The organism is Pseudomonas wadenswilerensis (assembly GCF_024749185.1).
Lineage (GTDB): Bacteria > Pseudomonadota > Gammaproteobacteria > Pseudomonadales > Pseudomonadaceae > Aquipseudomonas > Aquipseudomonas wadenswilerensis.
This window is the reverse complement of the sequence record NZ_CP087191.1, coordinates 4522857-4549551: the sequence shown is the minus strand read 5'-3', so window position 1 is coordinate 4549551 and position 26695 is coordinate 4522857. Positions and strand designations below refer to the sequence as shown.

Genomic DNA, 26695 nt, shown 5'->3' with positions numbered 1-26695 from the left:
AAAGGAATGCCGATGATCCCCACCCATGAATGGCTGCTGTTTATCGGCGCCGCGCTGCTGATGGTCCTGACCCCGGGGCCGAACATGATTTATTTGATTTCCCGTTCGATCTGCCAGGGCCGCACGGCCGGGGTAACCTCGTTGCTCGGCGTGGTGGGCGGCTTTCTGGTGCACATGAGCGCCGCAGCCATTGGCCTGACCGCCTTGTTCATGGCCGTGCCGCTGGCCTACGACCTGCTCAAGTGGGCCGGTGCCGGCTACTTGATGTGGCTGGCCTGGCAGGCAGTCAAGCCCGGTGCCCGCTCGCCGTTCGAGCCCCGTGAACTGGCCCCGGATTCCCCGCGCAAGCTGGTGCTGATGGGCTTTCTGACCAGCGTGCTGAACCCCAAGGTGGCGGTGTTCTACCTTTCGGTGCTGCCACAGTTCATCTCGCCGGAAAACGGTTCGGTGCTGGCGCAGAGCCTGGCCCTGGGCCTGACCCAGATCGCCGTGAGCTTCTCGGTCAACCTGCTGATTGCCCTGTTCGCCGCCGGCATTGCCGGTTGGTTCGTGCGTTACCCGCTGTGGCTGATGCTGCAGCGCTACGTGATGGGCTTCGTCCTGGCCGGCCTGGCGCTGCGCCTGGTGCAGGAGCAGCGCCGGACCGTATAAGGCTCAACGTACCGCGCTGACGCCGTCGAGGGTGGAGAAGGACGTATCCTTGGCGGTCAGCAGGAAGTCGCGCATGTATGGCGCATCGAGCATGTCGCTGCGCACCGCCGCGTACAGCGTGGCAAACAGGCCTTTCTCACCCAGGCGCTTGGCCTTCACGTAACCGCGCGAGCTGTACTCGTGCAGGGCCCAGTGCGGCATGCCGCAGACCCCGCGGCCGCTGGCCACCAGTTGCATCATCATCACCGTCAGCTCGGCTGTGCGCACCTGCGCCGGCTCGACGTCGGCCGGCTCCAGGAAGCGGGTGAAGATGTCCAGGCGGTCGCGCTCCACCGGGTAGGTGATCAGGGTTTCCGTGGCCAGGTCTTCCGGCACCATGTACGGCTTGTGCGCCAGCGGGTGCTGGTTGGCCACGGCGAGCATGGCTTCGTAGGTGAACAGCGGCACGTAGGTAATGCCGCTGAGCTCCAGCGGGTCGGAGGTCACCACCAGGTCCAGATCGCCACGGGCCAGGGCTGGCAGCGGGGCGAAGGCAAAACCCGAGGCCAGGTCCAGCTCGACCTCCGGCCAGGCATCGCGGAACTGGTCGATGGTCGGCATCAGCCACTGGAAGCAGCTGTGGCATTCAATGGCCATGTGCAGGCGCCCGGCGGTGCCACCGGCCAGGCGGGCGATGTCGCGCTCGGCGCCGCGCAGCAGCGGCAGGGTGGCATCGGCCAGCTGCAGCAGGCGCAGGCCGGCGCTGGTGAAGCGCAGCGGCTTGGTCTTGCGCATGAACAGCGGCATGCCCAGGCGCTCTTCCAGCTCCTTGAACTGATGGGACAGCGCCGACTGGGTCAGGTGCAGGCGTTCGGCGGCCTCGACCAGGCTGTCGGCTTCGCGCAGGGCGTGCAGGGTTTTCAGGTGACGAATTTCCAGCACCGAGGGGCTCCATGAGTAAACTTTGAGATGAACACGAATTTATTGAGTTTGTCTCATGTTGGTCTGGCTGTCGACAATAGCGTCATCTTTTACAGGGAGGACGTTTTCTCATGGCATTGGCCCACAACCTTGGTTTCCCGCGCATCGGCGCTGACCGCGAACTGAAAAAAGCGCAAGAAGCCTACTGGAAAGGCGATCTCGATCAGGCAGGTCTCGAGGCTGTTGGCCGCGAACTGCGCGCCCGCCACTGGCAGCTGCAGAAAGACGCCGGTATCGAACTGCTGCCGGTCGGCGATTTTGCCTGGTACGACCAGGTCCTGACCCACTCGCTGACCTTCGGGGCGATCCCCGAGCGCTTCGCCCAGGTCAGGGGCGACAATGGCCTGCCGACCCTCGACACCCTGTTCGCCATGGCTCGTGGCGCCAGCACCTGCTGCGGCGGTAGCCACGGCCAGACGCAATATGCGCAAGAGTTGACCAAGTGGTTCGACACCAACTATCACTATCTGGTCCCGGAATTCAGCGCCGACCAGCGCTTTTTGCTCAGTTGGGAACAGCTGTTCGATGAAGTGGCCGAAGCCCAGGCCCTCGGCCACGCGGTCAAGCCGGTGCTGATCGGCCCGCTGACCTACCTGTGGCTGGGCAAGGCCAAGGGCGGCGAGTTCGACAAGCTCGACCTGCTTGAGCGGCTGCTGCCGGTGTACGGCGAAATCCTCAGCCGCCTGTCGCGCCAGGGCGTGGAGTGGGTGCAGATCGACGAGCCGATCCTCGGCCTTGACCTGCCGCAGGAATGGAAGAACGCCTTCGAACGTGCTTACCACATCCTGCAGTACTCGCCCCTGAAGAAGCTGGTCGCCACCTACTTCAGCGGCCTGGAGGACAACCTCGGCCTGGCCGTCGGCCTGCCGGTGGATGGCCTGCATATTGACCTGGTGCGCGCACCGGAACAACTGCCGGCGGTACTCGATCGCCTGCCTACCTATAAAGTGCTGTCCTTGGGTGTGGTCAACGGCCGCAACGTCTGGCGCTGTGACCTGGACAAGGCGCTGGAGCAGCTGCAACAAGCCCAGCAACGCTTTGGTGCCAACCTCTGGGTGGCCGGCTCCTGTTCGCTGCTGCACAGCCCGGTGGACCTCGGCCGGGAAGACAAGCTCGATGCCGAACTGAAAAGCTGGCTGGCCTTTGCCGTGCAGAAGTGCGAGGAAATCGCCGTGCTGGCCAAGGCCCTGGACAATCCGCACTTGCCTGCCGTGCAGAACGCCCTGAGCAACAGCCGCGCCGTACAGAAGCGCCGTGCCGAATCACCACGCATTCACAAGCCGCAGGTTCAGGCCCGCCTGGCCGCCGTGACCGCTGCCGACAGCCAGCGCCAGTCGGCCTTCGCCCAGCGTATCGAAGCCCAGCGTCAGCGCCTGCAACTGCCGGCGTTCCCGACCACCACCATCGGTTCTTTCCCACAGACCTCGGCGATCCGCCTGGCGCGTCAAGCCTACAAGCAGGGCAAACTCTCGGCCAACGACTACACCGACGCCATGCACAGCGAGATCCGCCATGCCGTGCAGGTGCAGGAGCGCCTGGGCCTGGATGTGCTGGTGCACGGTGAAGCCGAGCGCAACGACATGGTCGAGTACTTTGCCGAGCAACTGGACGGTTACGCCTTCACCCGTTACGGCTGGGTCCAGAGCTACGGTTCGCGTTGCGTGAAACCGGCGATCATCTATGGCGACCTCAACCGCCCGCAGGCCATGACCGTGGCCTGGATCGAATACGCCCAGCGCCTGACCAGCAAGGTCATGAAAGGCATGCTGACCGGCCCGGTCACCATGCTGATGTGGTCGTTCCCGCGTGAAGACGTGTCGCGCAAGGTCCAGGCCGAGCAACTGGCCCTGGCCATCCGTGACGAAGTGCAGGACCTGGAAGCCGCTGGCATCAAGATCGTGCAGATCGACGAAGCCGCATTCCGTGAGGGCCTGCCGCTGCGCCGTGCGCAATGGCAGGCGTACCTGGACTGGGCGGTGGAAGCGTTCCGACTGTGCTCCAGCGGTGTGCGCGATGAAACCCAGATCCACACCCACATGTGCTACAGCGAGTTCAACGATGTGATCGAAGCGATCGCTGCCATGGACGCCGACGTCATCACCATCGAGACCTCGCGCTCGGACATGGAACTGCTGGACGCCTTCGAAGCCTTCGACTACCCCAACGACATTGGCCCGGGCGTCTACGACATCCACTCGCCACGGGTGCCGGACACTGCCGAGATGGTCAAGTTGATGAGCAAGGCGGTCAAGCGTATCCCGGCCGAGCGCCTGTGGGTCAACCCGGATTGCGGCCTGAAGACCCGCGCCTGGCCGGAGACGGAAGCTGCGCTGGTGAACATGGTGGCGGCGGCGCGGCAATTGCGTAGCGAGCTGGCGTGAGAATACGCCAAGGGAGCAGCTTGCCTGTTCCCTTGGCGCCTGGATTAACTCATAGCAATTGAAAATGCTTGCTAGCGATTTCTCGGTTGATGTCTCCGCGCCAGATAGTTTCAGCCTGAGCGCCCAGCGATTGTTGCCATTTTGACCCCAGATAGCGGTAGTCGCGCAACTTGAGGTGGGCTTTGACAAAGTCGCTGAACGCTGCTGACTGTGCGTTGTAATGGAAGTGCGCATACCACAGGGGCCGTGGTGGTGTTTGCGTCAAGTCGCGAACTTCGTATTCCTGCATGAAGTCGCGGCGCCCCTCTGGGCTTCGGGCAAGTTCGATAAGCCCTTCCTTTTTTATAATGTCGACTGCCTGCTGTGCAACCAGGTAATCCAGATGGCCGGCATTGGGTTTCTGGCTGGCCAATGCCTGCGTGATTCGCAGCTGCTTGCCTTGTTCGGCAAGCTGCGCCGCTTTGCTTCTTAGGCTGGCAATGAGTGGCTGTTTGTCGTCGAGTTGATGAATTTTTTGAGCACGGGATCTCAATTGTTCGGCCAACTCGTTCATCAAGTCTTCCAACTCTGCGGGAATTGAGTCAGGTTTTATGTAGGCGCGAATGCGAGTGGCATCCTGTTCGATGTTGCCCAGCCGCTGTTTTGCTTCAGTCATCAGCTGTTGCAGGCTGAATCGCGTCCCGGCAGCGGGGGGCCGTGGCGACTCCAATTGCCATTTACCCCGAGGGCCTTGCACATAGGTTTCCGTGAGCCCTCCGGGGCCAGTGACGCTGAATCGGTGCGGCTGAGCGCCTGAGGCAACGGATTCGGAGCCGATCAGAAAATACTCATCTTCCGTTTCAAATACACGAGAGGGCGGCTGCCCTGGGGCCGCAGGTTTGGGCTTTACTGTCTGGCTTGCACCGGCTGCACCCGCTGTGCCCAATTCCTTGTTGGCCAACCGGGTCAGTTGCTCCATGGCCTCGCCGATTGGCGCAATAAAGGTTGAATCAAAATACTGCGGGTAGTTGACCGACCACAGCCTGAGATTTGAAATGTGCTGCTGATAGACCACGACACAGTCTCTCAAGAGTGTCTTGCGCTCACTCGCAAGGCTGATTTTGTGCACGTTATGATGATTGCTCAAGGCGTGCTCAAATCGTTTTACCGCCTGCTTGATGCTGTCATTGAAATACTGCCAGGCCAGGTCGTTTGTTGGGCGGGCAATATGTACGAGCTGGGCAAGTTCGCTGGTTTTTGTGGTGAAATGATTGACGTTGAGTATCTTGGGTAAGTCGGCATTCACAGCAGTAATCGTCTGTTTATTCGTCGTACGCGCAAGCCAGGTCCTGATGTCTTTTTCCAGGTTCTCGATGTGATCCAGGGTTTCGATGAACTTCTTGATTTGTTGGATGTATTGATCAAATTGTGCCTGGGTCAGTAGGGTGGTTCCTGAGTGGCCGATGCTGTTTTGCACCGTCTTGGCGAGCTTCCTGGCGTGGCTAACCCGATTGAACGAGCGATGGACGATGATGGTTACAGCACTGTTCTTGAATCGGCTGTTGTCGGCCAGGTTGTTACCGGAGAGCAAGGGGCGGTATTCCTCCAGCGTCTTGAACACGGCTTTGGCTTCGGCGATTTCGTCTGCGCAAGCCCGGTCGATGCGCGCGAGTTCGATGGGGTCGGAAGAACCGTTGTTTTTCAGTTGGTCATTGGGGTCATACTGATCAGCCAGCTTGCTGTAGGTGCGTTCAGTGTTTTCCTTCAGAGCCAAGCGACGACGATGGGTGGCATCAGTCCACCAGCGGGGCAGCCGATCACGTATAGGGGCAGGCCACAAAGGATCAGCGAGGTCGGCCAGGCGTCCGACTACCTGGCCACCACCCGAACCACCACCGTGCAGATGCACACCGTACAGCGCGAAATGGGTATTCCACTGGCCGTTCTCATCCAGGGCGATGTTCTTTCTCCAGGTCTTGTGCGCGTTGCCGCGCAGGCGCCAGGTGTGTTCCGTTTCGAGCCATTCAGCCTGGCAAGGACGGTCTTCGACCAGAATGAAATCGCCATCGGCGTGTTGGTAGATGCCGCGGTATTTGCCTTCCAGGCCAGGTTGTATGCCCATCAACGATAGCGGTTGGTGATACTCGTACCCTTCGAAAGCTTCCAGGCGCTTCTGGGCGCTGGGGGCGCCGGGGCGAAAGCCGGTACCGGGGCCCTTGAGCAGCTGGCGCAACTGACGTTGGCGGGTGAGCCTGCGTGCGATGCTGGACTTGGCGACTACGCTAGGGAGCACATCCATGGCACCATCAATGAACGACAGCAGTGCTTGTTCCAACTCGTCCAGTGCTTTGCCCACCTCACCGCGCACCAATGCAGCGGCAGCGTTGGCGCTGGCCTTGTAATAGTCGTAAGCGCCGACAGCGAGGCCGATCACTGGAACGAAGCCTAGCGCCATCTTGATGTAGTTGAAGATCATGCCGCTCTGGTAGGCGAAGTTCTCCAGCCATAACTGCTGGTTCGAGCGCGAGGTCGCCCGATGCGCCTCCAGAACCCGACCGCCTTGGGCGTCAAGCAGGTGCTGGGCCAGCGAGGTGGTCCGCGGCCAGGCTGAGCCCAGGCCGATGATGCCGTCGAAACGATGCTCGATGGCCAGACGCATGCGTGAGCGGTGTGAGTCCGGGTCGCCCAGCAAGGCACGACCGGCCATATAGTCGATTTCACCGCTCTGTTTGCTCAACTCGTACAAACCCAGGCGCGCCGCTTCGAGGCTGGAGTATTGGCGCAGGTGTTTTTTCGGATGGTCAGGGCAGTAAAGCAAGGTATTGCCGCTTTTCTGGTCAGTGATGAAGGTCACACCGGAAAGGGTAACGCCGTAACTTTCGGTGTCTTCACCTCCAGCGGTAAGCCTGGCGGGGATCAGGCGAATATCGTGTCCATTGGCCCGATAAGCCTCCGTGCTGTCGGCATCGATGGCGATATCGAGAATGGCCTGCCCCCCGGCGTTCATATCACCTGTTGTCCTGGCCTGGACGCTATGCATCTTGAGCATCAGGCGCAAGGGTTCGCCCAGGCATTCACGGCGAAACTGGCGGGCAAAGTAGCCTTCTTCGGTGCCGCGATAGGCGGCCAGAATCATGTCTTCGCGTTTTTGCGCCAGATCGATATCCTTGGCCAGCTTGATCAGGTAGTCGGCATCGAAACCGCTTCGCAGCGCCTGTTCAAGGGTTGAATCGGAGGTCGTTGTCTGTAACTTCATGAAGCCCAGGCGGCTTTTCATCTCTGCGTCGATGTTCTCCAGCAGCAGGGTCTCCAGGCTCAGGGTTTCCCGCGCGTCACTGGCCACCGGCACCTGTTTGACCGGTACGCCAGGGGCACCGCTGCCGGCAACCGGATCATTGCCAAGTGAGGTGCTCTTGGGCAGGTCGACGGAGAGGGAACTGCCGTCGAAGTCAGGGAAATCCTGTTGCAGACGTTGGTTGATGTGTTGACGGCAAAACAGCGACAGGTTGGGCAGGTCGCGGGAAATCAATGCCTGGGATCGACGCATGGCGTCGATGTAGGCCAGGGTGCTGGACCTCAGCGTCTGACGATCAGTTGCCGTCAGATTGGCCAGCCAGGGAACGGAGGTTTCGCTCAAGGTGGCGCTGGCCTGCTCCGCTTGCAACTGGCTGAAGGCAAACTCACGGGCGGCATGACGAGGAATTTGCAAGGACTGTGCGAGAGATGTGCGAATGCGTGCGTGCGAATCGTCCGACGGGCTTGATTGCGATGCGATTTTGCTGCGGCTCAGGTGGTAATCGAGGACCTTCTCCAGCACATCGCCAGTGACGTGGGTGAGTTGCAAAGACAGCCCATCTGTATCTGTGAGGCCGAAGCATCGCTCCAGTTCCTCCTGGTTGGCGCAACGTATGAGCCCGCCCGACTCACCTGGCCAGTACAGCAGGAGGCTGTGCGGCGCGTCCTCATTTTGTAGGGTGACGATCAGGCAGTCATGGACAACAGTGCTGGTGGTCGTTTCGGTGTCGTCGTGTACGGTCGTGGTGTTCAATTGCGGATGGGCTGCGATGATGCTAGAGCCCATGCCGGGAAAGCTGTCGGGCTGGTCGAGCAGGCTTTCGATCCATCTGAGCTCTTCGTCATTGATCTGCCCCAGCGTGTTCTGCAAGCGAGCATGAGCGCGCAGGCCTTGATGATGAGCCGTGAGCAGATCGCTGGGGACAGTAGCCGTTTGCGCCGAGCGCCATTCGTCAGTGGACAGCAACTGCTCAATGGCCTTTTCAGCAATATCGCAGGCATCGAGCAAGGCCCGGCGCTGACCGCTCAGGAATTGCAGGTCTTCTTGCGTAGTGCTGTCCAACAGATTTCTCTGCCGGATGATTTGCTCCAGGCGTACCAGGTACGGGGCTTCGATTCCCAGGTTGCCGAAGTCGTAGAACGAGAGCTGGGGTACCTCGTCGTGGTCCTCTTCCATGAGCAGCGGCGGAGCCTGGAATACGTCGGGGCTGCGTTGCCTGCTGTCGACCCAATGAGTCAAGGACAGTGCAAGTTCGCCGTATTGCTGGATATCGGCGCCGGGGTCGTGTTCCAGGGCCTTGAGCCGTGCATCGAGAAGGCTATCGAACAGTGTGGTGAAACCGGCCGAAAGGGTGTCGTGACTTTGAAATCCGATGCTTTCCGACATGGCGCTGGCCTGCTCCATCAAGGCGGTAGTCAGGGCCTGACGAGTGGCATGGGCGCTGAACGCTGGCTTGCGACCAGGTTGGTAAAACATCAGCGCAGGCTCATCCTCGACACTGAACACCAGGGCACCGGGTACAGCCTTCCCTGAGATCAGGGGAGTCTCCAGATGTAGACGCTGGTTGCCCACGCGCATCCATTCGGGATTGTTCAATAGGCCAGTAACCGGGCGTTGCTGCTGGTCATCGAACTCGCCAACTGCCACCGCCGCCTCCCAGCTTGCCCGGAGAAGCCCAAGGTACTGGTTCAGGGCGTGGGTATGTCGGCTGGTTGGCGTACCCTTGGCCCTTGCTTGCCAATAGCTGTTCCATTGCAGGCGCAGGTCACCTACCAGGTCCAGTCTGGCGACGTGGGCCAGCAACTGGCTGGGGGTCATGTTCAGCAGCGGGCTCTGGCCGGCCAGGTCCACGACTATCGCGGTGCTGTCCAGGTTGGCAGGGGCGGCAGGGTGATGGCGAGCATGCACGGCAAGCGCCACCAAGCTGACATCCGTGGTGTGCACGGAGCCCACCTGAAAGCGCAGGGCGGTGCTGATCGGGTCGCTGCCCAGCTGCGTGCGCAACGACTCAAGTAATGTCTGGTAGACGCTAGGCGCCTGGGAAAGCAGTGCGTGGAAGGTTTGCAGGTGATCCTCCCAGCGTCTGAGTACGGAGCGGGGTATGGCGTGGGCAGATGCCTGGTCGCTAAGGAAGTGGACGGCAGACAGGGGCAGGCTCGGCAGTGTTTCAGGCTGTTCACTCATGATGGTTTTCCAGGATCGGGATGACGCCGGTAATGGCGTCTCGCATTTGGCGGAAAACCGGGCTGATCGCTGCGGTACATATTGCTGAATACCGTTGGGCGCCATTCATCAAACTGTCACGCAACTGTGGCAGCGCGCTTGAACGAAGTTCATCAGACTCGCGCTCTACTGGGGATTTGCATTCTGGTGTTTCGCTCATGCGGGCTTTTGCTTTTTTTCTGGCGCTGATGTGCGCCGTTCCTTCTTTTGCGGCGTCGCGTTGCGACGTCAGCGTGCCGACCGAACGGGTCGAGCTTTCGCAGGTCAGCCTGGCGTATCAGAGTATCGGCCGCGATTCGGACCCGGCTTTGCTGCTGGTCATGGGCCTGGGCGGGCAACTGATCCACTGGCCCGATGAAGTGGTGGTCGCCCTCTGTCAGCAGGGCTTTCGGGTGATCCGCTACGACAATCGCGATGTCGGCCTGTCCAGCTGGAACCAGGCCCCCAACGGCGCCAACCTGACCTTCGAGCTGCTGCGCTACAAGCTCGGCCTGCCGGTGGCCGCGCCTTACACCCTGAGCGATATGGCCGAAGACGGCCTGGGGCTGATGGATGCCCTGCAGGTGCGGCGCTTTCATGTCATGGGCGTGAGCATGGGCGGGATGATCGCCCAGCACCTGGCGGCGCAGGCGCCGGAGCGGGTCGAGAGCCTGACCCTGATCATGTCGAGTTCCGGTGCCCAGGGCTTGCCGGCACCGAACCCGGCGCTGGTGCAGTTGCTGGCCCGGCGTGGCGCGCCGAATCGCGAGGTGGCGCTTGAGCAGCAGGCCGACCTGCTGGCGGCCCTGGGTAGCCCCGAGGTCAAGGATGACCGCCAGGCGCTGCTCGAGCAGGCGGCGCTTGCCTATGACCGCGCCTTCAATCCCGAAGGGGTCAAGCGCCAGATCATGGCGATCCTGGCCGAACAGAGCCGGGTCGAGATGCTCAACACCCTGCGCCTGCCGACCCTGGTCGTGCACGGCACCGCCGACCCGCTGCTGCCGGTGATGCACGGTGTGCACCTGGCTGCGCACATCAAGGGCAGCCAGTTACGGCTGATTCCGGGCCTGGCCCATCGTTTTCAGGAGCAGTTCAAGGGGCCGTTGCTGGGTGCGGTGCTGCCCTATCTGAAGACGCAACGGCTGGCCGATACCCATCTGGCGGTGTACTGATCGCGGGGCAAGCCCGCTCCTACAGGATCTGCATGCACCGGATTTTGTGGGAGCCGGTCTTGCCGGCGATGGGCTACGAAGTAGCCCCCAAGAGCCTTAATGCAGCCTGACCCAGACACTCACCAGCACCGTCGCCGCCACCAGCCAGGCCACCGCCGCCAGGGCCAGCGAAGCCTCCAGGCGCAGGCGATCGACCAGCAGGTACAGCGCCGCCAGGTAGACGAAGTAGGGGATGATCGACCACATGCCGAACAGGATGGTGGTCTTCAGGTCATCCAGCGAGCGGCCCTTGCCGACGATGTAGTGGGCGATCAGGGCGAAGGTCGGGAACAGCGGCACCAGGCCGGCAATATAGTAGTTGCGGGTCTTCGCCAGGGCGGCAAGGATCACCACTACGGCAGCGCCCAGGCAGGCTTTGAGTATCAGGTCCACGTCTTGTCCCGTTTCACCGGCCGGTTAGCCCAGGCCATATTTTTTCACTTTGTCGAACAGCGTGGTCTTGGCCATGCCCAGCTCCTGGCTCGCCTGGCTGAGGTTGCCGCCGGTGCGCTGCAAGGCATCGCTGAGCAGATTGCGCTCGAAGGCCTCGACCGCCTCGGCAAAGCCCAGGCCCTGGTTGGCACTGGCCCCGGCCTTCTTGAATGCGGGCAGGCCCAGGGCGTAGCGCTCGGCGACGTTACGCAGTTCGCGCACGTTGCCCGGCCAGTCGTGGGCCATCAGCCGCGACAGGGTCTGGCTGTCCAGTTGCGGGGTTTCCCGGTCGAAGCGCAGGGACGACTGCTGCAGGAAGTGTTCGAACAGTTGCAGGATGTCTTCACGGCGCTCGCGCAGTGGCGGCAGCTCCAGGGTCACCACGTTCAGCCGGTAGTACAGGTCGCTACGGAACTGCCCGCTCTGGCCCAGGGCGTCGAGGTCGGACTTGGTCGCGGCGATCACCCGGCAATCCACGGCAATGCTCTGGTTCGAGCCCAGGCGCTCCAGGGTGCGCTCCTGCAATACACGCAACAGCTTGATCTGCAGGTTGAGTGGCATGCTTTCGACTTCGTCGAGGAACAACGTGCCGCCGTTGGCGTGCTCAATCTTGCCGATCCGCCGTTTACCGGCGCCGGTAAAGGCGTTGGCCTCGTGGCCGAAGATTTCGCTCTCGAACAGGTTCTCCGGCAGGCCGCCGCAGTTGAGCGCCACGAACGGCGCGCCCTGGCGGCGGCTGAAATCGTGCAGGCAGCGGGCGACCAGTTCCTTGCCGGTGCCGGTCTCGCCTTCGATCAGCACGTTAGCCGAGGTATCGGCGACGTTGGCGATCAGTTCGCGCAGGTTCTGCATGGCCGGCGAACGGCCGATGATGCGCCCTTCAAGGGTGCTTTGCCCGGCCAGTTGGCGGCGCAGGGCGAACACTTCGCGGGACAGGCCGCGTTGTTCCAGGGCACGACGCACCACTTCGACCAGGCGTTCCGGGGCGAAGGGTTTTTCCATGAAGTCGTAAGCGCCGTTACGCATGGCACCGACCGCCATGTCGATGTCGCCGTGGCCGGTGATCAGCACCACCGGCAGGCTGCGGTCGCGGGCTTTCAAGCGGCTGAGCAGTTCCAGGCCATCGATGCCGGGCAGGCGGATATCGCTGACAACGATGCCGGCAAAGTCATCGCCGATGCGCTGCAGGGCTTCTTCGGCGCTGCCGACGCCTTCGCAGGCGATGTCTTCCAGCGCCAGCGCCTGCTGGCAGCCGAGCAGCACATGCGGGTCGTCTTCGACGATCAGGACGGTAAGGGGCGCTTGGTTCATAGGGACTCGGCTGATTCTGTGGGGGCATTGACCAGCGGCAGGCTAAGCACGAACGCGGTACCGCCGGTGGCGGGATGTTCGACGCTGAGGCTGCCCTTGGCGGCGGCGGCGAGGCTGGCAGACAGGGTCAGGCCCAGGCCCAGGCCGTGCTCTCCCGGTTTGGTGGTGAAAAACGGTTCGAACAGGTGCTTGCGCGTTTCGTCATCGATGCCGTGACCGTTGTCGCGCACCCGCAGGCGGTATTTGTCGCCCAGCAGCTCGCCTTCCAGCCACAGTTGCGGCATGGGTTGCGCGGCCATGGCATCGAGGGCGTTGCCGATCAGGTTGACCAGGATCTGCTCCAGGCGGGTCTGGTCGATAGCCAGCTTCTGGTCTTCGTAGTTGCTGTGCAGCTGCAAATGGCAGCCGGCGATGCGGTTGCCCAGCACCTGCAGGCTGGCCTCGACGGCCTTGCTCAGCGAGGCCTTGCCGCTGTCTTCACCGCGGCGGGCGAAGGAGCGCAGGCTGGCAGTGATACGGCCCATGCGGTCGATCAGGTCGTTCATGGTGCGCAGGTTGGTGCTGACGGTTTCCAGCGCGCCGCGTTCGAGGAAGCGCACGCTGTTGCCTGACAAGGTGCGCAGGGCGGCCAGCGGCTGGTTCAGTTCATGGGCGATGCTGGTCGACATCTGGCCGATGGCTGCCAACTTGCCGGCCTGGACCAGTTCATCCTGGGCGTGGCGCAAAGTCTGTTCGGCATGCCGGCGTTCGCGGATCTGGCCCTTGAGGCGTTCGTTGCTGGCGCGCAGGTCGGCAGTGCGTTCGGCGATCTTGCGTTCCAGTTGACTGTTGGCTTCTTCCAGCGCTTCACGAGCGGCCAGGCGGGTGGCAATCACCTTGCGCCGTTCGTTCCAGGCAATCAGCAGGATGGCCAGCAAGGCAAAGGCGACGCCGACCAGGATGCCCTGGACCATGGATTCGCGGCGCAGGTCCTGCAAGGGCGTGAGCAGGGTGAAGTGCCAGGGCGTATCGCTCAGGCGCCGGGTTTGCGCGAGATAAGCCACTTCGCGGCGGCCGTCGCCGAGTTCGGCATTGGCCGGGAAGCTCAGCTTCTCGACACCGTCGGCGATTTTCTCTCGCGACAGCGGTTCCAGTTCATTCAGCGGCCACCAGTAATACTGCAGGCTGCGCGCCAGGCGCTCCTTGATTTCCGGGGTCAGCGGGCGCACCGACTTGAGCCGCCGCGCCGGGTCGCTGGAGAGGATGATGATGCCGTTCTCGTCGCTGACAAAAGCTTCAAGGCGTGCCCGTTGCCAGCGTTCTTCCATGGCCTCCAGGCGCACCTTGATCACCGCTACACCAATGATCTTGCCGTGTTCTTCGAGGCCGTGGGCAAGGAAATAACCCGGCTCGCCGGTGGTGCTGCCGATGCCGTAGAAGCGCCCTGGCTGGCCACGCACGGCGTCCTGGAAATAGGCGCGGAACGACAGGTCTTCACCGAGGAAACTGTCGACATCGCGCCAGTTGCTGGTGGCCTGGACCCGGCCGGTGGTGTCGAGGACGAAGATCGCCCGGCTACGGCTGCGGCGGTTCAGGCCTTCAAGGTATTCGTTGACCGCCTGGCGGTGTTCGCCATCGGCTTCGGTGAGCAGGTTGGAAACGTTGTTTTCAAGCTCCAGCAGGCTCGGCAGGTAGGTGTACTTGCTGATCTCGCTCTCGACCGCGCGCGCGTGCAGCTCGAGCTGGCGCTCGCCGTTTTCGCTCAAGGTGCGGATGCCGTTGTGTTCGCTGATCATGAAACCGGCCACGCCCAGACCGATCATCAGCAGGATGATCAGTGGCGGTAACAGCAGTTGGCGGATCAGACGGGGTTTCACGGCAAGGGCAGGCTTGGCAGGGCGAAAGAGCGTAGGGTCGCATTTCATCACAGTAGCCCGGTAACTAACAGCGCTGCCTGCCCGGCGTACACCGGACAAGCAGCGTTGTGACCTCAGTGTTGCAGGATCTTGCTGAGGAAGTGCTGGGTACGCTGGTCGCGTACGCTCTGGTCACCAAAGAATTCTTCCTTGGTGCAGTCTTCGATGATGTTGCCCTTGTCCATGAAGATCACCCGGTTGGCGACCTTGCGGGCGAAGCCCATTTCGTGGGTCACGCACATCATGGTCATGCCTTCATGGGCCAGCTCGACCATTACGTCCAGTACTTCGCTGACCATTTCCGGGTCCAGTGCCGAGGTCGGTTCGTCGAACAGCATGACGATCGGGTCCATCGACAGGGCGCGGGCAATGGCCACACGTTGCTGCTGGCCACCGGACAGTTGCCCCGGGTGCTTCTTGGCGTGGGCGCTGAGGCCGACGCGCTCGAGCAGGGCCAGGCCCTTCTTGGTCGCTTCGGCTTCGCTGCGGCCCAACACCTTGCGCTGGGCAATGGTCAGGTTTTCGGTGATGGTCAGGTGCGGGAACAGCTCGAAATGCTGGAACACCATGCCGACCCGCGAGCGCAGCTTGGGCAGGTTGGTCTTGGGGTCGGCAATCGAGGTGCCGTCGACGATGATGTCACCCTTCTGGAAGGGTTCCAGGGCGTTGACGCACTTGATCAGGGTCGACTTGCCCGAGCCCGACGGGCCGCAGACCACGACCACTTCGCCTTTCTTGACCTCGGTGTTGCAGTCGGTCAGAACCTGGAAGTCCCCGTACCACTTGTTGACGTTCTTGATGGAGATCATACGGTTATCCTTTTCTGCAGACGCTTGACCAGGAAGGAAGCGGAGAAGCTGATGACGAAGTACACGACGCCGGCAAACACCAGGAACTCATTGGAGCGCCCGATGATGTCGCCACTGGCCCGTGCCGAGTTGAGGAAGTCGACCAGGCCGACGGTGTACACCAGCGAGGTATCCTGAAACAGGATGATGCTCTGCTGCAGCAGCAGCGGGGTCATCTTGCGAAACGCCTGGGGCAGGATGATCAGGCGCATGGTCTGGCCGTAGGTCATGCCCAGGGCCTGGGCGGCGCCCATCTGGCCCTTGGAGATCGACTGCACGCCGGCACGGACGATTTCACAGAAATACGCCGCCTCGAACATCATGAACGCCACGACGCAAGAGGTGAAGGCCCCGACCGGGGTGTCTTCGCCGGTGATCCAGCGCAGCACGAACGGCACCGCCAGGTAGAACCAGGTGATGACCAGCAGCAGCGGGATGGAGCGGAAGTAGTTGACGTAGGCGCCGGCAAAATTCGACAGCAGCTTGCTCGACGACAGGCGCATCAGGGCCAGGATGGTGCCGAGCACGATACCGCCGACAATGCCCATGACCATCAGTTGCAGGGTCATGACCATGCCGTTCCACAGGCCCGGCAGGGCAGGGATGATTCCACTGAAGTCCATTATTTGCCCCCCACGGAGATCAGTCCGGGTACCGCGACTTTTTTCTCGACCATGCGCATCAGCAGCATCAGGCCCATGTTCAGGGTGAAGTAAATCAGGGTGGCCAGGGTGAAGGCTTCAAACAGGTTGGCCGAGAACTCGGCGGTCTGCTTGGTTTGCGCCAGCAGCTCCATCAGGCCGATCAGCGAGGCCACCGAGGAGTTCTTGAACACGTTCAAAAATTCCGAGGTCAGTGGCGGAATGATGATCCGGTAGGCTTGCGGCAGCAGCACGTTCCAGTACACCTGCGGCAGGCTGAAGCCCATGGCGCGGGCGGCGGCTTCCTGGCCGCGGGGCAACGCCTGGATACCGGTACGCACTTGTTCGCAAACCCGCGCAGCGGTGAACAGGCCCAGGCAGACGACCACACTGATCAGTGCCGAGGTGGTCGGGTTGAGGTCTTGCTTGTACCACTCCTGCAGGTTCTCCGGCAGCAGGTCGGGCACCAGGAAGTACCAGATGAACAGCTGCACCAGCAGCGGTACGTTACGAAAGAGTTCCACGTAGGCGGTGGCAATGCCCGATACCAGACGGTTCGGCACAGTACGCATGACGCCGAGTACCGAACCCAGCAGCAATGCGATGATCCAGGCGGCAATGGCAATGGCGATGGTCCAGCCCAGGCCGGTGATATACCAGTCCAGATAGGTTTCGCTGCCGACGCCAGTGGACTTGAAGAATACGCCCCAGTCCCAGTTGTAATTCATCGGGATCTCCCCTCAGATCAGTTGTTTCACGGGCACCTTCGAGCATCCGGGGGCGCAAGGCGCCCTCGGATGAAAGGTTAGACACTAACTAGCTGGGGATCAGGACTTCTTTTCGTCTGCAGCTTTGTCGGTAGGATTGGCGATCAGCGCCTTGAGCTCGTCGCTCATCGGGAACTGCAGGTTCAGGCCTTTAGGTGGGACTGGCTGGTTGAACCACTTGTCGTAGATCTTGTTGATCTCGCCCGACTTGTAGAGCTCGACGATGGCCTTGTCGACGGCAGCCTTGAACGCCGGGTCGTCCTTGCGGACCATGCAGCCGTAGATTTCATAGGACTGCGGCGTACCGACGATTGCCCAGCCTTTCGGGTTCTTGGCCTTGGCCATTTCACCGGCGAGCAGCGCGTCGTCCATCATGAAGGCCACGGCGCGGCCGGACTCGAGCATCTGGAACGACTCGCCGTGGTCCTTGGCCGAGATGACGTTCATCTTCATCTGCTTGTCGGCGTTCATGGCCTTGAGGATGCGCTCGGAAGTGGTACCGGCGGTGGTGACCACGTTCTTGCCGGCCAGGTCCGGGAAGTCCTTGTACTTGGCGTTTTCCGGCTTGCCGTCTTCTGCCTTGGTCAGCAGGCGGGTACCGACTTCGAAGATACCGACCGAGAAGGCGACCTGCTGCTGGCGCTCGACGTTGTTGGTGGTCGAACCACATTCGACGTCAACGGTGCCGTTCTGTACCAGCGGGATACGGGTCTGGGAGGTGACGAGGTTGTATTTGACCTTCAGGTCCGGCTTGTTCAGGTCCTTTTTCAGGGCCTCGACGATTGCCAGCTGGATGTCATGGGAGTAACCGACGGGTTTGCCCGAAGCGTCGGCGATGTAGGAGAACGGAATGGAAGCGTCGCGGTGCCCCAGGGTAATGGTGCCCGACTCGTTGATCTTTTTCAGGGTGCCGGTCAGTTCGGCAGCGAAGGCTGGCGCACTGATCAAAGCGGCCGCAACAGCGGCGCCCAACAGATGGGGAACGATACGCATCAAAATTTCCTCGACGTTGTTTTTTTTATGGAGCCGTTGGCCGGCTCTTTCGTTCAGCGAACACTGCAGTGAAGCGGTTTGCGCATTCGGGTACTGAGTGTAGAGCATGACTCGTGCCAAGCCCTGATTTCGATCATAACGCCATGAAAAATCGGGGGATTAATCTTTTTTGACGGTTTGCGGGAGGTAGGATTCGTCCGGATGGCCGAATGCGGCGGGGTTTGGTGTTCGGAAATCCGAATGATGGGCCGCGTCCGAGGGCAAGCCCGCTCCCAGTGTAGGAGCGGGCTTGCCCCGCGATGTTGGTCAGCGACTAGGCAGCTTGAACCCGCGCGCGATTCAGCTCCAGGCGCTGAAGATAGTCCTGCAAAGCCTGTTGTTCAGCTGCGGTAGTGAACAGCCCCAGCTTGCTCCGGCGCCAGAGGATGTCATCGGCATTCACCGCCCATTCCTCACTGCACAGGTAATCCACCTCACGGGTGAACAAGCCGCCGCCAATCGCCTCACCCAGGTCTTCCGGGCCTTGTACGCCTTCCAGCAGGCGCCACACGCGGCTGCCATAGGTACGTGCCCAGCGCTTGGCGATTTCGGCGGGCAACCAGCCGTAGCGGGTCAGGATGGCATCGACCAGCGCTTGCGGGGTGCTCATGTCTTCGCCGCCCGGCAGAGGGGCGGTAGCCGTCCAGCTACCGCGCATCTGGGTGAAGAACGGGGCCAGCTCGGCCATCGCCGACTCGGCCAGTTTGCGGTAGGTGGTCAGTTTGCCACCGAATACCGACAACAGCGGTGCTTCGCCAGTGCTGGCCGACAGCGCCAGGGTGTAGTCGCGGGTAACGGCCGACGGGTTGTCGGACTCGTCGTTGCACAACGGACGAACTCCGGCATAGGTGTGGAGGATATCGGCGCGGCTGAGCTGGTGATTGAAGTGCTCGTTGACCACTTTCAGCAGGTAATCGGTCTCGCCCTCGGTGATTGCCACTTTCGCCGGGTCGCCAGTGTATTCGCGGTCGGTGGTGCCGATCAGGGTGAAGCGTTCCAGGTACGGAATGGCGAAGACGATGCGCTGGTCTTCGTTCTGCAGGATGTAGGCATGTTCGCCGTCGTACAGCTTCGGCACGATCAGGTGACTGCCCTGGATCAGGCGGATGCCATATGGCGCGTCGAGCTTGAGGTCGTCCTGGATGAACTTGGCCACCCACGGGCCGGCCGCATTGACCAGGGCACGGGCCTGGATCGACTGCTGGCTGCCGTCGGCGTTTTCCAGCTGCACGTTCCACACACCATCGACCCGGCGGGCGCTGGTGCAGCGAGTGCGAGTACGAATATCGGCGCCTTTTTCACGGGCGGCCATGGCGTTGAGTACTACCAGGCGGGCGTCGTCTACGGCGCAGTCGGCATATTCGAAACCACGGGTGATCGCCGGTTTGAGCGGATTGCCCGGGCCGAAGCGCAGGCTGCGCGAAGCGCCGAGCTGCTTGCGCTTGCCCAGGTGATCGTAGAGGAACAGGCCGGCGCGGATCATCCATGCCGGGCGCAGGTGCGGGCGGTGCGGCAGGACGAAGCGCATCGGCTTGACGATATGCGGCGCCTTGGCCAGCAGCACTTCGCGCTCGGCCAGGGCTTCACGCACCAGGCGGAATTCGTAATGTTCGAGGTAGCGCAGGCCGCCGTGGATCAGCTTGCTGCTGGCCGAGGAGGTATGGCTGGCCAGGTCGTCCTTTTCACAAAGGAACACGGAAAGACCGCGTCCGGCTGCATCGGCGGCAATCCCCACACCATTGATGCCACCGCCGATTACGGCGAGGTCATAGATTTCGGCAAGGGCGGGCGATGACACGCTGGATTGGGACACGGGTGGCCTCCTGAAGGTCTTTCCGACATCGAATCTGAACATTAATGTTCACTTTCGAAAATACTAGCGCAACAGAATGCTGCTCGCCAGTCACTTCCCATAGAAAATACTGATCAGATGACAAATAAATGAAAAATAACGAACATTCGAGCTGCCATCGTTGCGATGGCAGCTTGCGGCGGCTCAGACCACTTCGAGGCGGATCTTGTACTGGTTGAGCAGTTGGCTGAGGGCGGGCACTGGTGCCTGGTCGGTCACCAGGCAGTCGATCAGGCTGATCGAACCCAGGCGCACCATGGCATTACGGCCGAACTTGCTCGAGTCGGCGGCGAGGATCACCTGGCGGGCATTGGCGATGATTGCCTGGGATACCCGCACTTCCTGATAGTCGAAATCCAGCAGGCTGCCGTCTTCATCGATGCCGCTGATGCCGACCAGGGCGAAGTCGACCTTGAACTGGTTGATGAAGTCGACACTGGCTTGGCCGACCACGCCGCCGTCGCGACGTACATTGCCGCCGGCCAGCAGCACTTCGAAATCATCCTTGGCACTGAGGATCGAAGCCACGTGCAGGTTGTTGGTGATGATTTTCAGGTGGTTGTGGTTGAGCAGGGCGCGGGCGATGGATTCGGTGGTCGTGCCGATGTTGATGAACAGCGAGGCGTGGTCGGGAATCTGCGCAGCAATGGCTTCGGCGATACGCTGTTTTTCATCGCGCATCTGGTCGGCGCGCATGGCGTAGGCGGTGTTTTCGATGCTGGAGTCGTAGGCTGCGCCACCGTGGTAACGGCGCAGCAGATTGACCTCCGCCAGCTGGTTGATATCACGGCGGATGGTTTGCGGGGTGACGACGAACAGCTGCGCCATTTCTTCGATACTGACATAGCCGCGTTCGCGGACCAGTTCGAGGATTTGTTGTTGGCGAGGGGGCAGATTCATGGGCGGTCCTTTGGGGCAGCCGGGCAAATTGCGCCATGAAAACAGCTCAAGCTGCAAGCTGCAAGCCACAAGATGATTCGTGGCCTACACGCTTGCAGCTTGTAGCTTACAGCTTGTTTCTACTGCTCACTCCTCGTGCGGTTCCCAATCGCGCGTGCGATCCACGGCCTTCAGCCAGCCGGCGTACAGCTTCTCTTTCTGCACTTCGTCCAGTTGCGGGGTGAACTCGCGCTCGATGATTGCCTTGCCGCGCAGTTCATCCAGGCTGCCCCAGAAACCGCAGGCCAGGCCCGCCAGGTAGGCCGCGCCGAGGGCAGTGGTTTCACGCATTTGCGGGCGCTCGACGCAGGTGCCGAGGATGTCGGCCTGGAACTGCATGAGGAAATTGTTGGCTACAGCACCACCATCGACCCGCAGCTCGCTCAGGCGCTGGCCGCAGTCCTGCTGCATGGCGTCGAGTACGTCGCGGGTCTGGTAGGCGATCGACTCCAGCGCCGCGCGGATGATGTGATCGACCTTGACCCCGCGGGTCAGGCCAAACAGCGCGCCACGGGCGTAGGGGTCCCAGTACGGTGCGCCCAGGCCGGTGAAGGCCGGTACAAGGTACACGCCGTTGCTGTCTTTGACCTTGCTGGCGAAGTATTCGGTGTCGTGGGCGTCGTTGACGATCTTCAGCTCGTCACGCAGCCACTGCACGGTGGAACCGCCGTTGAAAACGGCGCCTTCCAGGGCGTAGGCCACTTCGCCGCGAGGGCCGCAGGCGATGGTGGTGAGCAGGCCGTGGGAAGATTTGACCGCCTTGTCGCCGGTGTTCATCAGCAGGAAGCAGCCGGTGCCGTAGGTGTTCTTGGCCTGGCCGGGCTCCACGCACATCTGGCCGAACAGCGCGGCCTGCTGGTCGCCAGCGATACCGGCAATGGCGATACCGCTCTTGGTGCGGCCGTAGACTTCCGAGGAGCTGCGCACTTCGGGCAGCATCTGCCGAGGGATGTTCAGCACCTCGAGCATCTTCTCGTCCCACTGAAGGGTGTGGATGTTGAAGAGCATGGTGCGCGAGGCGTTGGTGTAGTCGGTGACGTGGACCTTGCCGCCGGAGAATTTCCAGATCAGCCAGCTGTCGACAGTGCCGAACAGCAGGTCGCCACGCTCGGCGCGCTCGCGGGCGCCTTCGACGTTGTCGAGGATCCACTTGAGCTTGGTGCCGGAGAAGTACGGGTCGGTGACCAGGCCGGTGGTTTCGCGGATGTAGTCCTGCAGGCCGTCACGCTTGAGCTGTTCGCAGATCTCGGTGCTGCGCCGGCATTGCCAGACGATGGCGTTGTACACCGGACGACCGGTTTCCTTGTCCCACACCACGGTGGTTTCACGCTGGTTGGTGATGCCGATGGCGGCTACCTGGTCGTGGCTTAGGCCTGCCTGGGCCAGAGCTTCGACCATGGTCGCGCTCTGGGTGGCGAAGATTTCCATCGGGTCGTGCTCGACCCAGCCGGCTTGTGGGTAATGCTGTGCGAATTCGCGCTGCGAGGTGCCAACCACGTTGGCATCACGGTCGAAAATGATGGCCCGCGAACTGGTCGTACCCTGGTCCAGGGCAATGATGTAGTTCTTGTTCTGGGTGTCTGTCATGTCGTTGGCCTTGCACTAAATAGGGTGGAGATCAGGGCGGGGCGAGCCTGGCTCGCCACTGCAGGCATCAGGATGCCTGGGTCTTGCCCTGAGGGTTGGCGTCGGTCTGGGCGCTTTCGCTCTCGGCAACCGGCAGGTTGCGGGCGATCACACCGCGGTACAGGGCGGCCCCAAGGCTTGCCCCTATGATCGGCGCAAAAATCGGAATCAGGAAATAGGGAATATCACGACCGCCAGTAAAGGCGACTTCGCCCCAGCCGGCGAGGAAGGTCATCAGCTTGGGCCCGAAATCCCGCGCCGGGTTCATCGCGAAGCCGGTCAGCGGGCCCATGGCGCTGCCGATCACTGCAATCAGCAGGCCGATCAGCAGGGGCGCCATGGCGCCGCGCGGCAAGCCGTTGTTGTCATCGGTCAGGGCCATGATCACCGCCATCAGTACGGCGGTGATGATCACTTCGACCAGGAAGGCCTGGCCGGTGGACAGCGCCGGGTGCGGGTAGGTGGAGAACACCGAGGCCAACTCGAGGCTGGCCTGGCTGCCACGGATCATTTCATGGGCTTGTTCGAAATCGAAGAACAGGTTGCTGTACAGCGTGTAAACCAACGCTGCGCCACAGAAGGCGCCGGCGATCTGGGCGACGACGTAGAACGGCAGTTTGTGCTTCTCGAAACCGGCGAACAGGCACAGGGCGATGCTTACCGCCGGGTTCAGGTGCGCGCCGGAAACCCCGGCGGTCAGGTAGATCGCCATGCTCACGCCGACGCCCCAGATGATGCTGATTTCCCACAGGCCAAAGCTGGCACCCGCCACCTTGAGCGCAGCGACGCAACCGGTGCCGAAAAAGATCAGCAGTGCGGTGCCGAGAAATTCGGCCATGCACTGGCTTGAAAGTGTTGGTTGTCGCAGAGCAGTCGTCATTCGTTACCTCGGTTCTTGTTGTTGTGAGGCGCAGTGAGCGCTCGACAAAAACCCGACAGAAATCCCCATTTCGGTCGGGCGGCGGCAGGAAATGCACCTTAACGGGGCATAGCTATATTCATAATCGAAAAAATATAGACAAGAAACGCTTATGTCAAAGGTCGAAAGTGAACCACCATTCATAATCTGACTATTGGAGGCGGTGATGGGCGTTGGTTGCGGTTGGGGTTTTGCCCTAAAGTAGCCAGCGAAATGGCATTCACCCTACTGTTTGGAGTCCTGCATGACGCCCGCCCTGGATCTGCTGAAAAAGGTTCGCGCCGAACACCATATCCACAGTTACGAACATGACCCCAAAGCTGCGTCCTACGGCCTGGAAGCGGCGGAGAAGCTCAATCTTGAGCCGGCGCAGGTGTTCAAGACCTTGTTGGCCAGTAGCGAAAAGGGCGAGTTGCTGGTGGCGGTGGTGCCGGTGGTCGGTAGCCTGGATCTGAAGGGTCTGGCCCATGCTGCCGGGGTAAAGAAGTGCGAGATGGCCGATCCGGCGGCGGCCCAGCGTTCGACCGGTTACCTGCTGGGCGGGATCAGCCCGTTGGGCCAGAAGAAGCGCCTGCGTACCTTTATTGACGAAACCGCTCAATCCTTTGAAACAATTTTCGTCAGTGCCGGCCGCCGGGGTCTGGAAGTCGAACTGGCCGCTGCGGTGCTGGCCGAGCACACCCAGGGAAAATTCGCCGCCATTGGTCGTGACTGACATCTGTATGCTCAAAATCGCTTGATTCTGTCTCTGTCGGTCGTCAGTGCTTGGCGGGCATGCTCTGTGGCCCGCCACTGAGAGAAATCGTCCCATGCAGCTTGAATTCCATCAGGTCGATGCCTTCAGCGACCGTCCCTTTGCCGGCAACCCGGCCATGGTCTATCGCCTCGGCAGCTGGCTCGCCGATGAGCTGATGCAGCAGATTGCCGCCGAACATAACCTGGCCGAGACCGCGTTCGTCGTCCCCCATACCGAAGGCTGGCAGATTCGCTGGTTCACCCCGACCACCGAAGTACCGCTGTGTGGCCACGCGACCCTGGCCAGTGCTCATGTGTTGCTGGAGATCTATAACGTGCCGGGCGAGCGGCTGCTGTTCCAGAGTAAATCCGGCCCGCTGAGCGTAAGCCGCGAGGGCGGGCGCTTGCAGCTGGATTTTCCGCGTGTCGATCCGCAACTGCTGGATGAAGCGCTGCCGGTGGCCGAAGCCCTGGGCTGCCCGGTGCTGGAAGTATGGAAAACCAGCGAACTGTTGGTGCGGGTCGAATCCGAGCAGGTGTTGCGCGCTTGTACGCCGGACATGACAGCACTGGCGCAATTACCGGGGCTGGGAGTGATCGTCACGGCGCCAGGTATCGAGCACGACTTTGTTTCGCGCTACTTTGCGCCGGGGATAGGCATACCGGAAGATCCGGTGACAGGTTCCACCCACTGCAGCCTGATCCCGTACTGGGCGCAGCGCCTGGGCAAGAGCGAGCTGCGCGGGTTCCAGTGTTCGAGTCGCGGCGGTGAGTTGTTCTGCCGGCTGGAGGGGGAGCGGGTGAAGATTGCCGGGAATGCCAGGCTGGTGGCCAGTGGGGTTTTGATGATTTAGAAGCATCGCGGGGCAAGCACGCTCCCACATGCCCCGCGATTGGCCTTACATCAGACCGCCGAGCTGTACCGGCGAACGCCGTTCTCCGGCACCGGCAACTGCGCCGCCACGCTGCCCGGAACGGCAAACACCACCAGGTGATCCGCCGCCACTTCAATCCCTACTTCGGCACCGACCTGATGGTCGTTGTGGCTCGGGAAGATCGCTTCCAGCTGGCTGCCCGTCGGCAGTTGCAGGCGATACAGGGTCGAGGCGCCAAGGAAGCTCTTGCCCACGATCAGCGCCTTCAGCTCGCTGTGCGGCGCATGGATGATGTCGTCCGGGCGCAGCAGCACATCCACGGCGCTACCAGGTGTCAGGGTATAGGCACGGTTGCCGCGCAGTTCACCGAGCTCGGTGCGTACCGATTCCGGGCTGGTCAGCTGGCCGCGAATGAAATAGCCCTGGCCAATGAAGCTGGCCACAAACGGCGTCAGCGGTTCGTGGTAGAGGTTGTAGGGGGTATCCCATTGCTCCAGGCGGCCTTCCTTGAACACACCGACGTGATCGCTGACGGCGAAGGCTTCTTCCTGATCGTGAGTGACCAGGATCGCGCTGGTGCCACGGCTTTTGAGGATGTCGCGCACTTCGTGGCTCAGGCGCCGGCGCAGCTCTACGTCGAGGTTGGAGAACGGCTCGTCGAGCAGCAGCAGTTGCGGTTCGGGCGCCAGCGCGCGGGCCAGGGCCACACGTTGCTGCTGGCCGCCGGAAAGCTCGTGGGGGTAGCGTTTGCCCAGGCCGCCGAGCTTGACCAGCTCGAGCATCTCTTCGACCACCTGGCGCTGTTGCGGGTGCTTGCCGATACCGAAGGCAATGTTCTCGGCCACGGTCAGGTGCGGGAACAGCGCGTAGTCCTGGAACACCATGCCGATCCGGCGTTTCTCCGGTGCCAGGGTGAATCCGGCCTTGGAGATGACCTCGCCGCCCAGCTGGATCTCGCCTTCGTGCACCGGCTCGAAGCCGGCGATGGCGCGCAGGGTGGTGGTCTTGCCGCAGCCTGAGGAGCCCAGCAGGCAACCGATGTCGCCGGCGTTCAGGTGCAGGTTGAGGTTCTGGACGATGCGCTGCTCGCCATAGCCACAGGCGAGCTCGCGCAGGTTAAGCAGTAAAGGTTGACTCATGCGTGGTGATAGGCCGGTTCAACAAGAAATTCGAGAAGCGCCTTCTGTGCATGCAAGCGGTTTTCGGCCTGGTCCCAGGCGACCGAACGGGGGTCGTCGAGCAGGTCCAGGCTGATTTCCTCGCCGCGGTGAGCGGGCAGGCAGTGCATGAACAGGGCATCGGGTACTGCCAGGTCGAGCAGTTCGCGGGTTACCTGGTAAGGCGCGAACAAGGCCAGACGCCGTGCAGTTTCCTCTTCCTGCCCCATGGAAGTCCAGACATCGGTGCTCACCAGGTGGGCACCCTGCACCGCATCCTTGGGTTCACGGAAGATCTGCACGCGGTCACCGGCCTGGGCCAGGAACTGCGGATTGGGCTCGAATTCGGCTGGGCAGGCGATGCGCAGCTGGAAGTCGAACTGGATCGCCGCTTCTATATAGCTGTTGCACATGTTGTTGCCGTCGCCGATCCAGGCCACGGTCTTGCCCTGGATGGCGCCGCGGTGCTCGAGGAAGGTCTGCATGTCGGCCAGCAGCTGGCACGGGTGCAGGTCGTCGGACAGGCCGTTGATCACCGGCACCCGCGAGTTGGCGGCGAATTCGGTCAGGGTGCTGTGGGCAAAGGTACGGATCATCACCGCATCGAGCATGCGCGACATGACGATGGCGCAGTCGCCAATCGGCTCGCCACGGCCCAGCTGGGTGTCCCGTGGCGAGAGGAAGATGGCCTGGCCGCCAAGCTGGATCATGCCGGCTTCGAACGACAGGCGGGTGCGGGTCGAGGACTTTTCGAAGATCATCCCCAGCACGCGGTTTTTCAGCGGTTCGAACAGTACGCCGCGGTTACGCAGGTCCTTCAGCTCGATACCTCGACGGATCACACTGAGCAGTTCGTCGGGTGTGAAATCCATCAGGGAGAGAAAGTGCCTAGCGCTCATTTTTGACTACCTTTTTGCAACAGACCGCAGATCAGCCATACCGGTTTTTCAAAACAACGGAAGTGACCTGCGGCGAAAGCCGCACGGG

21 protein-coding genes are annotated in these 26695 nt (G+C 61.7%); 5 read left to right on the top strand and 16 right to left on the bottom strand.

The genetic code is table 11. The annotated features are described in order from the left end of the window. The first annotated feature begins 12 nt into the window (after nt 1–12). Nucleotides 13–651 carry a LysE family translocator gene (locus LOY45_RS20880; protein ID WP_115085603.1) on the top strand — a complete coding sequence of 213 codons (639 nt, stop codon included), beginning with the start codon at nt 13–15 and terminating at the stop codon, nt 649–651. Nucleotides 652–654: 3 nt separating this feature from the next. On the opposite strand, the gene metR is transcribed toward LOY45_RS20880, so the two are convergent. Then, nucleotides 655–1572, bottom strand: coding sequence for a transcriptional regulator MetR (gene metR, locus LOY45_RS20875; RefSeq protein ID WP_045197692.1), 918 nt, complete (start codon nt 1570–1572; stop codon nt 655–657). 110 nt (nt 1573–1682) lie between these two features. Between metR and metE the strand changes: the two genes are divergently transcribed. Further along, nucleotides 1683–3992: a 5-methyltetrahydropteroyltriglutamate--homocysteine S-methyltransferase gene (gene metE, locus LOY45_RS20870; protein WP_258578293.1), complete on the top strand. Its 2310-nt coding sequence runs from the start codon at nt 1683–1685 to the stop codon at nt 3990–3992. Nucleotides 3993–4041: 49 nt separating this feature from the next. On the opposite strand, the gene LOY45_RS20865 is transcribed toward metE, so the two are convergent. Then, nucleotides 4042–9450: a dermonecrotic toxin domain-containing protein gene (locus LOY45_RS20865; RefSeq protein ID WP_258578292.1), complete on the bottom strand. Its 5409-nt coding sequence runs from the start codon at nt 9448–9450 to the stop codon at nt 4042–4044. Then, entirely contained in the window at nt 9443–9649 is a 207-nt protein-coding gene (locus LOY45_RS20860) for a hypothetical protein (RefSeq protein WP_258578291.1), read from the bottom strand. The genes LOY45_RS20865 and LOY45_RS20860 overlap by 8 nt, the downstream gene beginning before the upstream one ends. On the opposite strand from LOY45_RS20860, the gene LOY45_RS20855 reads away from it, so the two are divergent. Beyond that, nucleotides 9648–10640 carry an alpha/beta fold hydrolase gene (locus LOY45_RS20855; protein WP_258578290.1) on the top strand — a complete coding sequence of 331 codons (993 nt, stop codon included), beginning with the start codon at nt 9648–9650 and terminating at the stop codon, nt 10638–10640. The two genes, LOY45_RS20860 and LOY45_RS20855, sit on opposite strands and share 2 nt — an antisense overlap. A 96-nt stretch (nt 10641–10736) precedes the next feature. On the opposite strand, the gene LOY45_RS20850 is transcribed toward LOY45_RS20855, so the two are convergent. From LOY45_RS20850 to LOY45_RS20800, 11 genes are all read right to left on the bottom strand, one after another. Continuing rightward, the gene (locus LOY45_RS20850) at nt 10737–11063 is read right to left on the bottom strand and encodes a GlpM family protein (RefSeq protein ID WP_162195932.1); all 327 of its coding nucleotides are present in this window, start codon (nt 11061–11063) and stop codon (nt 10737–10739) included. 33 nt (nt 11064–11096) lie between these two features. Then, nucleotides 11097–12422, bottom strand: a complete 1326-nt coding sequence (aauR, locus tag LOY45_RS20845; protein WP_115085607.1) for a two-component response regulator AauR — start codon at nt 12420–12422, stop codon at nt 11097–11099. Then, a complete protein-coding gene (aauS, locus tag LOY45_RS20840) occupies nt 12419–14326 on the bottom strand; it encodes a two-component sensor histidine kinase AauS (protein WP_115085608.1) in 1908 nt (635 codons plus the stop codon). Before aauS ends, aauR begins: the two co-directional genes overlap by 4 nt. A 65-nt stretch (nt 14327–14391) precedes the next feature. Continuing rightward, nucleotides 14392–15126: an amino acid ABC transporter ATP-binding protein gene (locus LOY45_RS20835; RefSeq protein WP_115085609.1), complete on the bottom strand. Its 735-nt coding sequence runs from the start codon at nt 15124–15126 to the stop codon at nt 14392–14394. Then, the gene (locus LOY45_RS20830) at nt 15123–15791 is read right to left on the bottom strand and encodes an ABC transporter permease subunit (RefSeq protein WP_167458866.1); all 669 of its coding nucleotides are present in this window, start codon (nt 15789–15791) and stop codon (nt 15123–15125) included. Before LOY45_RS20830 ends, LOY45_RS20835 begins: the two co-directional genes overlap by 4 nt. After that, the gene (locus tag LOY45_RS20825) at nt 15788–16534 is read right to left on the bottom strand and encodes an amino acid ABC transporter permease (protein WP_115085611.1); all 747 of its coding nucleotides are present in this window, start codon (nt 16532–16534) and stop codon (nt 15788–15790) included. The genes LOY45_RS20830 and LOY45_RS20825 overlap by 4 nt, the downstream gene beginning before the upstream one ends. A gap of 99 nt (nt 16535–16633) precedes the next feature. Next, nucleotides 16634–17566, bottom strand: coding sequence for a glutamate/aspartate ABC transporter substrate-binding protein (locus LOY45_RS20820; protein WP_115085612.1), 933 nt, complete (start codon nt 17564–17566; stop codon nt 16634–16636). A gap of 313 nt (nt 17567–17879) precedes the next feature. Continuing rightward, the gene (gene glpD / locus LOY45_RS20815) at nt 17880–19418 is read right to left on the bottom strand and encodes a glycerol-3-phosphate dehydrogenase (RefSeq protein WP_258578289.1); all 1539 of its coding nucleotides are present in this window, start codon (nt 19416–19418) and stop codon (nt 17880–17882) included. Between the two features lie 183 nt (nt 19419–19601). Beyond that, the gene (locus LOY45_RS20810; RefSeq protein WP_045197716.1) at nt 19602–20357 is read right to left on the bottom strand and encodes a DeoR/GlpR family transcriptional regulator; all 756 of its coding nucleotides are present in this window, start codon (nt 20355–20357) and stop codon (nt 19602–19604) included. 126 nt (nt 20358–20483) lie between these two features. After that, nucleotides 20484–21983: a glycerol kinase GlpK gene (glpK, locus tag LOY45_RS20805; protein ID WP_115085614.1), complete on the bottom strand. Its 1500-nt coding sequence runs from the start codon at nt 21981–21983 to the stop codon at nt 20484–20486. A gap of 67 nt (nt 21984–22050) precedes the next feature. Continuing rightward, on the bottom strand, nt 22051–22902 hold the full coding sequence (locus LOY45_RS20800) for an MIP/aquaporin family protein (RefSeq protein ID WP_258578288.1): 852 nt from the start codon (nt 22900–22902) through the stop codon (nt 22051–22053). Between the two features lie 283 nt (nt 22903–23185). Here LOY45_RS20800 and ybaK point away from each other — a divergent pair, with 283 nt between their 5' ends. Next, nucleotides 23186–23656 carry a Cys-tRNA(Pro) deacylase gene (gene ybaK, locus LOY45_RS20795; protein WP_115085616.1) on the top strand — a complete coding sequence of 157 codons (471 nt, stop codon included), beginning with the start codon at nt 23186–23188 and terminating at the stop codon, nt 23654–23656. Nucleotides 23657–23750: 94 nt separating this feature from the next. Beyond that, complete coding sequence (locus LOY45_RS20790; protein ID WP_258578287.1) at nt 23751–24530, top strand: PhzF family phenazine biosynthesis protein; 780 nt, start codon at nt 23751–23753, stop codon at nt 24528–24530. A gap of 50 nt (nt 24531–24580) precedes the next feature. Here LOY45_RS20790 and LOY45_RS20785 read toward each other — a convergent pair whose 3' ends face one another. Further along, a complete protein-coding gene (locus tag LOY45_RS20785) occupies nt 24581–25690 on the bottom strand; it encodes an ABC transporter ATP-binding protein (RefSeq protein ID WP_134061536.1) in 1110 nt (369 codons plus the stop codon). Further along, the gene (gene argF, locus LOY45_RS20780; RefSeq protein ID WP_258578286.1) at nt 25687–26607 is read right to left on the bottom strand and encodes an ornithine carbamoyltransferase; all 921 of its coding nucleotides are present in this window, start codon (nt 26605–26607) and stop codon (nt 25687–25689) included. The genes LOY45_RS20785 and argF overlap by 4 nt, the downstream gene beginning before the upstream one ends. Nucleotides 26608–26695: the final 88 nt, after the last annotated feature.